The sequence below is a fragment of the Streptomyces sp. NPDC052079 genome (assembly GCF_040680275.1).
Lineage (GTDB): Bacteria > Actinomycetota > Actinomycetes > Streptomycetales > Streptomycetaceae > Streptomyces.
Genome location: NZ_JBFAWL010000035.1, coordinates 1 through 12,511 on the forward strand (window position 1 = coordinate 1; position 12,511 = coordinate 12,511).

Here is a 12,511-nt window from a genome sequence, read left to right on the forward strand (position 1 = left end):
GGGCGCGAACTGATCGTGATCGACCGCTGGTTCCCCTCGAGCAAGCTGTGCGGGGCCTGCGGCACGGTCCGCGAGAAACTGCCGCTGAACGTCCGCGAGTGGACGTGCGACTGCGGCACCGTGCATGACCGCGACGTGAACGCGGCACGCAACATCCTGGCCACCGGGCTGGCGGCGTCTGCCTGTGGAGACGGTGTAAGACCTCAACGGGAGTCCTCCCGGACGGAGCGGTCGTCGGTGAAGCAGGAACCCCAGCGGGCGACCGCTGGAATCCCTCGCCTTTAGGCGGGGGAGGAAGTCAAGGGCCGACCCTAGCCCCTTAACCACCACCTAACCCGGCCTCGGCAAGGACCTCGCCGGCCGCCGTCCGCACGTACAACACCGACCGGCCCGCCCTGCCGCACCGCTCCACCAGCCCCGTGTCGCGCAGCACCCGCAGATGACGGCCGACCGAGCCCAGCCCTTGCCCGGTGACCGCGACGAGATGGCTGGTGCTCATCGGGGAGCCGAGCAGCATCAGCACCCGCGCCCGCGCGGTCCCGAGCAGTGCGCCCAGGCCTGCCGGCACGGGCCCCCGGTCACGGTCGCCGGCCAGCGCGCCCGCGCACGGGTACACGAGCGCGTACCGTCGCGTCCCCTCGGACGACACCCAGCCCACCCGCTGCGCGGTCACCGGCACGAACAGCAGCTCGGCCCCGGAGATCTCACGCGGCGGCAGCTCGTGCGCGTTGACCTGGAGCCGGTTGTCGCCGAGCCAGCGTGTCCCCGGCCGCAGCGCGTCCAGCACCGTCGCCCAGCCGCCCCGGCCGACCTGCGCCACCCGGGCCACCACATCGGCCTCCAGGACTCGCCGGCGCCGCGCCCAGTAGGGGCGTACGGCGTCCTCCCAGACGTGGGTGAGCAGGTCCGCGGCGCGTTCCGCCAGGTCGTCGCGGTCCAGCGGGGCGGGGAGCGGGCCGCCGCCCAGGGAGACGCGTAGCTGCGCGCGGGCGTCGGCGGGCGAGACCGTACGCACCCGTTCGATCTCCTGCTCGAAGGTCTCGCCACCCCGCGGGGTGCCGGTGACGAAGTCCGCGATCCACACCGTCCCGAGCGCGGACGGCACCAGCAGGGCGGTCACCGGATCGGCGGCCAACCGTGCCCGGTAGGCGGGCAGATGGGCGTCGAGCCACGCCCGCTCACCGGGGTGCGCGGCCCGTGCCGTGTGCAGCAGCCGCAGGCTCGCGAAGGTCTCGGCGAGCGGCGAGAGCACGAACCGGCTCCCGGCGAGGGTGTCCGCACTGATCTGCCACCAGCCCACAACCGCGCCCGCCTCCCCGACCTTTCGCTCCTGCGCGAAACATTAACGACCGCCCCCGTGCCCTCCCCAGACTCCGCGCATGCGCAGCTATCAGGACCTCTTCCGCACGCCCGAGTTCACCCCGCTCTTCCTCGCCTCCTCCGCCCAGACCCTGGCCCGTACGACCAGCGGGCTGGCCCTGGCCACCCTCGTCCACCGGGAGACCGCCTCACCGCTGCTGTCCGCGCTGAGCATGTTCGGCCCGTCCCTCGCGCATGTCCTCGGCGCCACGCTGTTCCTGTCGGCCGCCGACCGCCTTCCGCCCCGGGCCACCATGACCGGCACGGCGCTCGCCTTCGCCGCGGCCACCGCCGCACTCGCCCTGCCCGGTCTGCCCGTCACCGCGGTGTTCGCGATCCTCCTCCTCACGGGGCTGGTGGCATCGGTGGGCGGGGGAGCCGGCTGGGGCCTGCTGAACGAGATCCTCCCCGGGGGCGGCTATGTCCTGGGCCGCTCGGCCTTCAACATGATGAACGGCATCATGCAGATCACCGGCTTCGCGACGGGCGGCGTCCTGGTCGCCGTCCTCTCGCCGCGCCCGTCGCTGCTGGCGGCGGCGGCCCTGTACCTCACGGCCGCGCTCATCGCCCGCCTCGGCCTCACCCGCCGCCCGCCGCGCGCCACGGGCCGCCCCTCCGTACGGGCCACCTGGAGGGCCAACGCCCGGCTCTGGTCGTCCCCGCCCCGCCGTCATGTCTACCTCGGCCTGTGGATCCCCAACGGCCTGGTCGTCGGCTGCGAAGCCCTCTACGTCTCCTACGCCCCCGACGCCGCCGGCACCCTCTTCGCGTGCGCGGCCGTGGGCATGCTCGCCGGTGATGTGGCCGTCGGCCGGCTGATTCCGCCCGGCCGCCGCCGACGGCTGGCAACCCCGCTGCTGCTGCTCCTCGCCACGCCGTACCTGCTCTTCGTCCTCCACCCGCCCCTGCCCGTGGCCGCCGCCCTGGCCGCCGTGGCCTCCGCGGGCTTCGGGGCGAGCCTCGTGCAGCAGGAGCGGCTGATGCGCCTCACCCCGCCGGAACTCTCCGGCCACGCCTTCGGCCTGCACTCCTCCGGCATGCTCACGATGCAGGGCACCAGCGCGGCCCTGGCCGGCGGCCTCGCCGAGCTCACCTCGCCGCCGACCGCGATGACCGCCCTGGCCCTGACATCGGCCACGGTCACCCTGCTCCTCGCGGCTACCGCCCCGAAGCACCGGGCGGCCACCCCGGCTTAAGGGCCTGTCCGGCGAATCATGCCGGGGACGCGGGGCCTGGTACGCCCATCGTCGGCGTTGTCGTCGGTCGCCGACTCCCCCGTTCTCGACTTCGCTCGAGCGGGGGACCCCCATCGCGTCGACTCCCTCCAGACCCCGCTCACCTGGATTGCAGGGCGCCGCCCCTTCGCCGGACAGGCCCTAACCCCCACCACTCCTGCCGCTCCTACCGGTCCTCCTCCGGCACTTCCCCCTCCAGCAGCCGCTCCGCGATGTCGTCCGCCCAGGCCTGGGCCCAGCGGCGAAGGCCCTCGATCGCCGGGGCGTCGAGGCCGTGGGCGCGGAACTCGCCGTCGTCGAGCCACTCCGTGCCGGTCAGGCGGGACTGGAGCTCCGTCAGATCGAAGGTGTCGGGAGCGTGCCGCCGGCCGAGTTCCTCGAGCTCCGGGCGGCTCCACCGGTCCGCCACCGCGTGGACGTCGACGAGGTCGCGGGGCAGGCCCCGGTCCGCCAGCGCCCGTACCGTCGTACCGGTCAGATCCTCGAGGGAGAGCGCCGGGCCGGCCTCCGTCTCCACCGACGGCCGCCAGAGCGCCTCCTTGCGGAGATCCACCTGCCACTGAGCCCCCGACGCGGGGTCCCCGACGACCAGCCGCGCCGCCAGCGGATCGACGAGCGGCTCCTCGACCGCCCACCCGCGCCGCTCCAGCCCCGCCCGCACACCGTCGGCGATCTCCGTCATGTCCGCGGAATGTTCGGTGGCCAGGTCCATCCCCCGGCTGACCCGGTCCGCCACCAGCCCATGCGCCCGTACGGCGTCCCCACCGGCCAGCACCAGGGCGTACGGCACCCCGACGGCCAGCACATCACCCGCCAGCCGCCCACGCACGGCGCCCACATCCACGCCGGCCGGGGGTGAGGTCATACGCCGATTATCGCCGCCGGTAGCGTCCGCGCATGAGTGATGACTGGCGAGCGGACCGGATCGGGGCCGCGTTGGCGGGGGAGAACCCCACGGTGATGCGGCGGCTGGCGGCGGGGTTCGCGGTGATCGGGGACGTCCAGTTCCTGCCCGGGTACTCGGTACTCCTCGCGGACGATCCGGGGGTGGGGCGGCTGTCGGACCTGCCGAGGGGGAAGCGGCTGTCGTTCCTGTCCGACTTGGACCTGCTCGGGGAGGCGGTCGAGCGGGCCTGCCGGCGGCTGGACCCCGCCTTCCGGCGGGTGAACCTCGAGATCCTGGGCAACACGGACCCGTTTCTGCACGCGCACGTCTGGCCGCGCTTCGACTGGGAGCCTGCCGACCGGGTGGTCCTCCCGGTCTGGCTGTACCCGCATGACCGGTGGAGCGACGAGCGCCACCGCCTCGGCCCGCGGCACGACGCGCTGCGGGCGGCGATCGGCGACGAACTGGACCGGCTGCGCGAGACGGCGGCCTGACGCGCGCGTCCGGTCCGTCGCTCAGTTCTCGCGGATTTCGAAGACCTGGTCGCGTGTGTTCGCGCAGGGTTCCATGACGGCTTCGGAGCCCTGGAACATGTCCTTGCCCTTGGTGCCGACGCAGCGGCCGTCCGGTGTCGCGCGGAACCGGAAGCCCTCCGGGCCGCCATAGCCGTCCGGGACGGACTCCAGGACGAACAGGGTCGCCCCACTGCAGTCGTCGCGCGGCTCGATCATGCCCTTGACAGGGCCGCCGTTCATCACCGCCAGGCAGCCCTTGCCCATCTCCGGGTGGTGCCACTGGACGCGGTACCGCCCCTCACCAGCCGGTTCCAGGTAGGTGCGCGGTATCGGAGCATCGACGCAGGGGAGGTGCGCGGCCACCGCGCTGTCGTAGGCGCCGGCCTGGTCCCGTCCTTCCGTGAGGCACAGGTCGGTGTCGCCGGCCGGGTGGATGGTGACCCACCCGTCGGCCGGGGCCGGCCCGTCGGACCCGTCCCCGTCGGGCAGCAGGCTCCACGCGCCGACGGCGAGCAGCGGAAGCGCCAGCGCGACCCCGATCAGCGTCAGGCGCCGGCGGTTCCGCGGCTGCCGCGGGGGCTCCTCCTGCTCCATGGGCTCCTCCGTCGGGGGCGGGGCCTCGAGCGCGGTGGACGGCGGCGCCGACGGCTCCGGGTCCGCTTTGCCCGCTGCCGAGGCGATCCGCTCCCTGGCCGCCAGCCAGGCGTCGACCCGCTCCCCGTCCCCGCAGGCGCGTACGAACGCCGCCAGGACCTCGGGCCGCGGCAGCCCGGTGCGCCGCAGGACATCGGCCAAGGTGCTGCGCGCGAGCACCTCACCGTTGCGGGCGGCCCTCTCCTCCAGTTCGCGGTATGTCAGCCCTGACAGCGCTTTGAGCTGTTTCATCGACTCGACGAAACCAGCGGCATTCCGTGCCGCGTCAGGAGACAACTCACGAAGGTTCCCCATGAGGCCATCCTGCTGCGGCCGTTGCATCTTCTACAACGTGGAAATCCGCCATGCCGCAGGCACACCTGTCACACCGGACGCGGGCTCGGGACCATGAACTCCCCCCACATCACAGCCCCGTGCCCGGCCGGCTGACTCCCACCCTGCCGACACCCCCGCGCGGGATCAACGCCCAGCGGCTGTCCCGGACAGGAGCCGGATTGTCCGGGCAGGTCAGAGCCGTATCCCAGCCGTGTCCCGGACAGCGGACGCCGCCCCGACGACCCACGGGTGGACCCCGCCGGGCCGCGCCGCACACTGGAGGCCGTCCCCGCCAAGCGGGGGACGGGCCCCAGAAGAGCGGAACGAGACCATGGCACGCGGCACACTCCGGATCCACCTCGGCGCGGCACCGGGCGTCGGCAAGACCTACGCCATGCTGTCCGAGGCGCACCGGCGGGTGGAACGCGGCACCGACTGCGTGATCGGCGTCGTGGAGCACCACGACCGGCCCCGCACCCGGGCACTGCTGGAGGGCCTGGAAGAGGTGCCGCGCGGAAGGCTGGAGCACCGGGGAACCGTCCGCACGGAGATGGACCTGGACGCGGTGCTGGCCCGGCGCCCCGAGGTCGTCCTCGTCGACGAACTCGCCCATACCAACGTTCCGGGCGCCCGCCACACCAAGCGCTGGCAGGACGTGGAGGAGTTGCTCGCGGCCGGGATCGACGTGATCTCCACGGTCGACATCCAGCACCTGGAGTCGCTCGGCGACGTCGTCGAGTCCATCACGGGCGTGCGCCAGCAGGAGACCGTGCCGGACGAGGTGGTGCGCCGGGCCGAACAGGTCGAGCTGGCCGACATGACCCCCGAGGCGCTGCGCCGCCGGATGGCGCACGGCAACGTCTACCCGCCCGACAAGGTCGACGCGGCCCTGTCCAACTACTTCCGGCCCGGCAATCTCACCGCCCTGCGCGAGCTGGCCCTGCTCTGGGTGGCGGACCGGGTCGACGAGTATCTGCAGCAGTACCGCAGCGAGCACGGGGTCCGCGCGATCTGGGGCTCGCGCGAGCGGATCGTGGTCGGCCTGACCGGAGGACCCGAGGGCCGGACGCTGATACGGCGGGCGGTGCGCCTCGCGGAGAAGGGCGCCGGAGGCGAGGTCCTCGCGCTCTATGTGGCCCGCAGTGACGGACTGACCTCCGCCTCGCCCGGGGAACTGGCCGTCCAGCGCACGCTGGCCGAGGACCTGGGCGGCAGCTTCCACCATGTGGTCGGCGACGACATCCCGACCGCGCTGCTGGAGTTCGCCCGCGGGGTGAACGCCACCCAGATAGTGCTCGGCGCCTCCCGGCGCAAGGGCTGGCAGTACGTGCTCGGCCCCGGCGTGGGCGCCACCGTGGCCCGTGACTCCGGGCCCGACCTGGACGTCCACCTGATCACGCACGACGAGGTGGGCAAGGGCCGCGGTCTGCCCGCCGCCCGGGGTGCGGGGCTGGGCCGGTCCCGCGTCGTGGCCGGATGGCTGGCCGGCGTGCTCGGCCCCGTCCTGCTGACCCTGCTGCTGCACACCGCCCTGCCCGATGTGGGCCTGGCCAACGACATGCTGCTGTTCCTCGCCCTGACGGTGGCGGCGGCGCTGCTGGGCGGCATGCTCCCGTCCCTCGCCTCCGCCGTGGTGGGGACGCTGCTGATCAACTGGTATTTCGCGCCGCCGGTGCGGACGTTCACCATCGCCGCACCCCAGAACATGGTCGCCCTCGTGGTCTTCGTGGGGGTCGCCGCGTCCGTGGCCTCCGTGGTGGGCCTCGCGGCCCGCCGTACCGACCAGGCGGCCCGGCTGCGCGCCGAGGCGGAGACGCTGTCGTTCCTCGCGGGGAACGTCCTGCGGGGCGAGACCAGTCTGGAGGCGCTGCTGGAACGCGTCCGCGAGACCTTCGCCATGGACGCCGCGGCCCTGCTGGAGCGGGAGAACGACACGGCGCCGTGGACCTGCGCCGGCGGCGTCGGCGCGGTGTCCGCCGTGGCGCGGCCCGAGGACGCCGACGTGGTCGTGCCGGTGGGCGACGACATGGTGCTCGCGATCTCCGGCCGGGTCCTGCCCGCCTCCGACCGCCGTGTCCTGGCCGCGTTCGCCGCGCAGGCCGCCGTCGTCCTGGACCGCAGGCGGCTGAAGTCCCAGGCCGACCGGGCCAGGGAGCTGGCCGAGGGCAACCGCATCCGCACCGCCCTGCTCGCCGCGGTCAGCCACGACCTGCGCACCCCGCTCGCCGGGATCAAGGCGTCCGTGTCGTCGCTGCGCTCGGACGACGTGGAGTGGTCGCAGGAGGACCGGGCCGAGCTGCTGGAAGCGATCGAGGAAGGCGCCGACCGCCTCGACCACCTGGTCGGCAACCTGCTCGACATGTCCCGCCTGCAGACCGGGACCGTCACGCCGCTGATTCGGGAGGTGGACCTGGACGAGGTGGTTCCGCTGGCGCTGGGAGGCGTCCCGGAACCGGGTTCGGCCGTGGTCCTGGACATCCCCGAGAGCCTGCCGATGGTGGCGACGGACAAGGGGCTGCTGGAGCGGGTGGTCGCCAACGTCGTCGAGAACGCCGTGAAGTACAGCCCCGAGAAGGAGCCGGTCCTGGTCGCGGCCAGCACGCTCGCCGAACGGGTGGAACTGCGCGTGGTGGACCGGGGGCCCGGCGTTCCCGACGAGGTCAAGCAGCGCATCTTCTCCCCCTTCCAGCGGCACGGCGACGCCCCCCGGGGCGACGGGGTCGGCCTCGGACTGGCGGTCGCCCGCGGATTCGCCGAGGCCATGGGAAGCACGCTGCGGGCCGAGGACACCCCCGGCGGCGGCCTCACCATGGTCCTCAGCCTCCCCGCCGCCGCGAGCGGTCCGTCCGGCGGCCCGGCTACGCCCGCCAGTAGCCGCGGTGAAGCACTACGGCCAGGGGAACGATCTCGATACGGCCGAGGAGCATGAGAGCGGAGAGGATCACCTTCGACGGCTCACCGAGCGGCGCGTACGACCCGAACGGGCCGAGCTCGCCGAACGCCGGGCCGACGTTGCCCAGGCACGCCGCCGCGGCACCGAGCGCGGTGAACACACCGGTGTCGACGGTCCGCGCCTCCGCGTCGAGGGCGAGGCCGAACGTCCCGAGCGCGAGGGCGAGCACGTAGAGGAGAGCGAACAGCAGCGTCGAGCGGAGCATGGTGCCGTCGACCGCCCGACCGCTCACCCGCACCGTGAGGACGGCGTCGGGGTGCACGGCCTGCTCCAGCTCGTGGCGGGCGAAGCGGTACAGGACGAGGTGGCGTACGACCTTGACCGAGCCGCTCGCCGACCCGGCGCAGGCCCCGACGAACATCAGCGCCAGCAGGGTGAGCGTCGCGAGCATGCCCCACGCCGACCAGTCCAGCGTCGCGAAGCCGGTGGTGGTCATCACCGAGACCGCCTGGAAGGCCGCGTGCCGGACGTCGCCGGGCCCGCCCATCATGCCGTCGGCGAGCAGCTCGACCGCCAGGACGGACGCGCTCACGGCGAGCAGGGCGAGATACAGGCGCAGTTCCTCGTCGCGGGCCACGGCCCGGATCTGACGCAGCACGGCGAGACGGTACAACCGCAGCAGATTCACCCCGGCCACCACCATCAGGGCGCACAGCACCCACTGCGTCACGGGTGCGAGTCCCCTGGCCGAGTCGGCGTGCGGGGCGAACCCGCCCAGGGCGACGGCGGACGTCGCGTAGGAGAACGCGTTGAACAGACCCATCCGCCGGTCCAGCCCGGCCCACCCCAGGGCGGCCAGGACCAGGACGCCGGTGGCGGTCACCGCGAGGTAGACCTTCCACAGCCGGCGGGCGGTCTCGCGGATGGTCGCGCCGAGCGACTCCATCTCGACCGGCCCCGGCAGCTCCGAGCGCAGGAGCGCACGGCCCCCGATGCGCAGCCGCGGCAGCACCGCCAGCGCGAGCACGATGATGCCCGCACCGCCCAGCCAGTGGGTGAGCTGGCGCCAGAACATCATGCCCCGCCCCAGCGCCTCCACGTCGGTCAGGACGGTCGCGCCGGTGGCGGTGAACCCCGACATCGCCTCGAAGTAGGCGTCGGCCGGGCGGTCGAGCTGGGGCACGTCGCCGAGCAGGAAGGGCAGCGCGCCGAACGCGGGAACCAGCAGCCAGACGGCGACCACGACGAGAAATCCCTCCCGGGTGCCCAGCGGGTGCCGCGGGCCCGTCAGACGCCTGAGCGTCAGGCCCGTCACCGCCACGGCGAGACCGGCGACGAGAAAGGGCCACGGGGGCTCACCGGTCACCAGTGCGACGACCGCCGGCGCCGCGAACGCGAGCGCCAGCCAGGCGAACAGCGTGCCGACGACACCCAGCGCGGTCCGCACGTCGACATCGAGCCGTCCGCGGTGACGCCGCCGGCGCGCCCGTCTCGAGGGCGATGACGACGGCGACGGCGAGTGCGAGGGTGTCACAGGGCGCGCTCGATCGCCGCGACCTGTCCGGGCTCGGTGAGCACGATCGCCCGGTCCCCGGGCAGCAGGACGTCCGTCCCTCGGGGGAACACCACCCTGCCGTCCCGGACGATCGCCCCCACGCAGCCCCCCGGAAGCGCGTCGACCGGGCGGTGCGCCAGCCGGCTGCGGGGCCGCACGGTGATGTCGAGCACCTCGAAGCGGTCCTCTCCCAGCATCGCCATCTGGTGCGTGCGTTCGCCGAAGGTGAAGCGGGCCATCTTCTCGGCCGTCTCGTCACCCGGGTCGATCGTCACGTCGACACCGGCGGCCTCGAAGACCTCGGCCGCGCCCGGGTCGTCGAGGACCGTCAGGGTGAGTCCCACCCCGTGGATCTTCGTGAGCACCGCCGCGTGCAGATTGCGGGAGTCGTCTTCGCCGGCGAACACCGCGGCCCCCGCCGTGCCGATGCGCTCGCGGTGCAGGAACTCCGGGTCCAGGCCCGTCGCCCGGAAGACCCGGGCCCCGTCGAGCAGGTCCGCGGCCGTGCGCGCCCGCGCCGTGTCCGGCTCGATCACCCGCACGTCGATGCCCCGGTCGAGCAGCACTCGGGCGATGGCCGTTCCCACCCGGCCGGCGCCGAAGAGCACGACGTCGTCGACGGGTTCGGCCCCGGTGACCAGCCGGCTCCAGGCGCGCGCCGCCGGGAGCGACGCCATCACGATGATCCAGTCGCCGGGCCGCACCACCTCGCGCTCGGTCGCCCGGATCCAGTTCCCGTCCCGTACGAGGGCGACCACCCGGGACGCCGCGGGCAGGCCGGCGTCGTGCAGGGGCCGGCCGGCGAACCAGGGCGGCCGCGCCTCGGGGACGTCGACGCCGAGCACCACCACCTCGCCGCCGGCGAAGAAGTCCACATGCCGGGCGCCCGGCACATGCAGGGCGCGCGCCACGGCGTTCGCGGTCTCGAACGCCTTCGAGACGAGCAGGTCCACATCGAGATCGCCCGCACGCCAGGCCGCCAGATAGTCCGTTCCGGTGGCGCGCACGACCGTCCGGGCCGACGACAGACGCCGGGCGAGCATGGCGGTCACCAGGTTGACCTCGTCCCGCGATGTGCACGCCAGCACCAGATCCGCATCGGCGACCCCCGCCTCGAGGAGTGTCTCGCGCCGTGTGCCGCTGCCGTGGGTGACCCGCACGTCGTAGGCGTGCGACACGGCCTCCAGACGCGCCTGGTCGATGTCGATCACCGTGCACTCATGCGTATCAGCGAGCGACTTGAGCACCGTGTGCCCGACCTGGCCCACACCCACCACGACGACCCGCATACCGGCATCGTGGCACGCCCGCACCGGGTTTCCGTCCGTACGCGTGAGGGGGGAGAACCGTTCACCCGCACAGACCAAAACCTACCGTGGCCGCTGTAGACATGCGTGCATGACGGGGTTAGTCTCTCTGTTGTCGAAGGAACGTCCGTGAGGCGTGGCAGACACGAACTGCCCGCGTGAAGAACTCATGTGGGCACGGCGGTGGAGTGGCGGGGCCGGAGCAGGTTCGGGCCCCCTCGCCGGCCGCCGTGCGGGCGGTCCCGTCGGGACCGTCGGCACGACGCAGGATCCGCAGTATCAAGAGATGCGAAACAGAAAGAAGAAGGAGGCGAACGCCATCAGGATCGCCCGGGCGGCAATGGTCCCCCCGGGTACCGCAGGCCCCGGAACGGAAGGTGGTCACACGGTCACGCATCCGCGATCCCCGCACTCTCCGCCCCTCTCACGGGGCGGAGGCGGACACAGAAGGCCGGCTGTGCAGTAAGCCGGTGGATGGTGTTACAAATCCCTCGGGGCCTTGGTGCCGTACGGCACCAAGGCCCCTCGACGCATGACCCACGCATTCCCCTCAGAGGTGCAGATGACCGCAGACACACCGCTCGACCGCATCGACGACGACGACTACCCCGCGTACACCATGGGACGAGCGGCGGAGATGCTGGGCACGACGCCCGCCTTCCTGCGGGCTCTCGGTGAAGCCCGGCTGATCACGCCCCTGAGGTCCGAGGGCGGCCACCGCCGCTACTCCCGCTACCAGCTGCGTATCGCGGCCCGCGCCCGTGAACTGGTCGATCAGGGAACCTCCATCGAGGCGGCCTGCCGGATCATCATCCTGGAAGACCAGCTCGAAGAGGCCCGGCGCATCAACGAGGAACTGCGGGCGCGATGATCCGGGGGCCGGCCTTCCGGCAGCTGACCCGCCGCAGGGACGACGTCCACCGCGAGTGCGGCCCACCAACCCGGCCCCCCGGCCGACCCGTTGGCGGCGCATTGCCAGCCGCGTTCCCGGCGACTGGAGCCGCCCGTACGGATACGGTGAGTTCCAGTGATCCCCGCCGATCGGCCGAGGCAGAGCGGCTGAAGCCGGAGGCACGGCACAGCGCCGACCGGCTGCGTGCGGAGGCGGGCGCCGCCGAGGGCCTGGAGTCCGAGTTGCGGACCGCCATGGAGGAGCGCCCAGCAGCAACGCCAGGTCGAGCGGCATATCGCCGAGGACATCGCGGCGTCCGCGCAGGAGGCGAGCCCGAGACAGTGACGGCCGCTCGATACGTGTGGCTGGGGGCGTGTGACTGGAACCCGTCCCGCCGCCCCAGCCACCACCCCGACGGCCCGGTGCATAGAATCCGATCCCATGCCGAAGCCTGACGAGCTGATCGTTGACATCGCCGCCCGTGTGGAATCCGGGCAGAGCACTCAGATGTCCCTGACCGTGGTCATCGGTGGTGCCGTCATCACCGGCCGCCTGGCCCCCGAAGCCGTATGGAGGCAGCGGGTGTCGGAGGTACTGACGGACTCCACCCAGCTGAGCGAGTTCTCCGCCGTCTTCGACAACACCGCGAAGACGAACGGGCCGCCCACACACCTCCACTTCCACGTCGCCCGCATCCTCCAGGGCACGGTAGGCGTCCCGGCAACGGGCGGGATGTACCGCGTCGCAATCGAGGACGTCAGCGCCTGGACGGTGGGCGACTTCAGCTACTCCGACAACTGACAGAACGCCCCCGCCGTGGGCCCCGAACCACGCTGGCGCACGTCCAGCGCGATCGCCGCCCGCGCGTCCGGGAATCGTCCGGCGTCGATGCGCCGGTCC

Annotated in this window: 11 protein-coding genes; 6 read left to right on the forward strand and 5 right to left on the reverse strand. The window is 73.0% G+C overall.

The annotated features are described in order from the left end of the window. Nucleotides 1-285, forward strand: a 285-nt coding sequence (locus tag AB0L56_RS29870; RefSeq protein WP_365428807.1) for a transposase, incomplete at its 5' end; no start/stop codon positions are given. A 34-nt stretch (nucleotides 286-319) separates the two neighbouring features. Here AB0L56_RS29870 and AB0L56_RS29875 read toward each other — a convergent pair. Then, the gene (locus AB0L56_RS29875) at nucleotides 320-1,300 is read right to left on the reverse strand and encodes a winged helix-turn-helix domain-containing protein (protein WP_365428810.1); all 981 of its coding nucleotides are present in this window, start codon (nucleotides 1,298-1,300) and stop codon (nucleotides 320-322) included. 79 nt (nucleotides 1,301-1,379) lie between these two features. On the opposite strand from AB0L56_RS29875, the gene AB0L56_RS29880 reads away from it, so the two are divergent. Next, a complete protein-coding gene (locus AB0L56_RS29880) occupies nucleotides 1,380-2,555 on the forward strand; it encodes an MFS transporter (protein WP_365428813.1) in 1,176 nt (391 codons plus the stop codon). 205 nt (nucleotides 2,556-2,760) lie between these two features. On the opposite strand, the gene AB0L56_RS29885 is transcribed toward AB0L56_RS29880, so the two are convergent. Continuing rightward, nucleotides 2,761-3,459, reverse strand: coding sequence for a hypothetical protein (locus AB0L56_RS29885; RefSeq protein ID WP_361027828.1), 699 nt, complete (start codon nucleotides 3,457-3,459; stop codon nucleotides 2,761-2,763). A 32-nt stretch (nucleotides 3,460-3,491) separates the two neighbouring features. Here AB0L56_RS29885 and AB0L56_RS29890 point away from each other — a divergent pair, with 32 nt between their 5' ends. Then, on the forward strand, nucleotides 3,492-3,974 hold the full coding sequence (locus AB0L56_RS29890) for a diadenosine tetraphosphate hydrolase (protein WP_365428817.1): 483 nt from the start codon (nucleotides 3,492-3,494) through the stop codon (nucleotides 3,972-3,974). Nucleotides 3,975-3,995: 21 nt separating this feature from the next. On the opposite strand, the gene AB0L56_RS29895 is transcribed toward AB0L56_RS29890, so the two are convergent. Next, nucleotides 3,996-4,880 (reverse strand): helix-turn-helix transcriptional regulator, encoded by an 885-nt coding sequence (locus AB0L56_RS29895; RefSeq protein ID WP_365428820.1) that lies wholly within the window; start codon nucleotides 4,878-4,880, stop codon nucleotides 3,996-3,998. A 415-nt stretch (nucleotides 4,881-5,295) separates the two neighbouring features. Here AB0L56_RS29895 and AB0L56_RS29900 point away from each other — a divergent pair, with 415 nt between their 5' ends. Further along, nucleotides 5,296-7,893, forward strand: coding sequence for an ATP-binding protein (locus tag AB0L56_RS29900; protein ID WP_365428822.1), 2,598 nt, complete (start codon nucleotides 5,296-5,298; stop codon nucleotides 7,891-7,893). Here the strand turns inward: AB0L56_RS29900 and AB0L56_RS29905 are convergent. Together AB0L56_RS29905 and trkA are read right to left on the reverse strand one after the other, a co-directional pair. Beyond that, the gene (locus AB0L56_RS29905; protein WP_365428825.1) at nucleotides 7,823-9,304 is read right to left on the reverse strand and encodes a TrkH family potassium uptake protein; all 1,482 of its coding nucleotides are present in this window, start codon (nucleotides 9,302-9,304) and stop codon (nucleotides 7,823-7,825) included. The two genes, AB0L56_RS29900 and AB0L56_RS29905, sit on opposite strands and share 71 nt — an antisense overlap. 83 nt (nucleotides 9,305-9,387) lie before the next feature. Further along, entirely contained in the window at nucleotides 9,388-10,701 is a 1,314-nt protein-coding gene (trkA, locus tag AB0L56_RS29910) for a Trk system potassium transporter TrkA (protein ID WP_365428828.1), read from the reverse strand. A 580-nt stretch (nucleotides 10,702-11,281) separates the two neighbouring features. Here trkA and AB0L56_RS29915 point away from each other — a divergent pair. Together AB0L56_RS29915 and AB0L56_RS29920 are read left to right on the forward strand one after the other, a co-directional pair. Further along, nucleotides 11,282-11,590 (forward strand): MerR family transcriptional regulator, encoded by a 309-nt coding sequence (locus AB0L56_RS29915; protein WP_361027813.1) that lies wholly within the window; start codon nucleotides 11,282-11,284, stop codon nucleotides 11,588-11,590. A gap of 462 nt (nucleotides 11,591-12,052) precedes the next feature. Then, nucleotides 12,053-12,412: a hypothetical protein gene (locus tag AB0L56_RS29920; RefSeq protein WP_361027810.1), complete on the forward strand. Its 360-nt coding sequence runs from the start codon at nucleotides 12,053-12,055 to the stop codon at nucleotides 12,410-12,412. The last annotated feature ends 99 nt before the right edge of the window (nucleotides 12,413-12,511 follow it).

Bases quoted from the DNA above. Each gene is read 5' to 3' on its own strand.
- AB0L56_RS29880 (WP_365428813.1), top strand. From the start codon at position 1,380: ATGCGCAGCTATCAGGACCTCTTCCGCACGCCCGAGTTCACCCCGCTC.
- AB0L56_RS29885 (WP_361027828.1), bottom strand. From the start codon at position 3,459: ATGACCTCACCCCCGGCCGGCGTGGATGTGGGCGCCGTGCGTGGGCGG.
- AB0L56_RS29890 (WP_365428817.1), top strand. From the start codon at position 3,492: ATGAGTGATGACTGGCGAGCGGACCGGATCGGGGCCGCGTTGGCGGGG.
- AB0L56_RS29895 (WP_365428820.1), bottom strand. From the start codon at position 4,880: ATGAAACAGCTCAAAGCGCTGTCAGGGCTGACATACCGCGAACTGGAG.
- AB0L56_RS29900 (WP_365428822.1), top strand. From the start codon at position 5,296: ATGGCACGCGGCACACTCCGGATCCACCTCGGCGCGGCACCGGGCGTC.
- trkA (WP_365428828.1), bottom strand. From the start codon at position 10,701: ATGCGGGTCGTCGTGGTGGGTGTGGGCCAGGTCGGGCACACGGTGCTC.
- AB0L56_RS29915 (WP_361027813.1), top strand. From the start codon at position 11,282: ATGACCGCAGACACACCGCTCGACCGCATCGACGACGACGACTACCCC.
- AB0L56_RS29920 (WP_361027810.1), top strand. From the start codon at position 12,053: ATGCCGAAGCCTGACGAGCTGATCGTTGACATCGCCGCCCGTGTGGAA.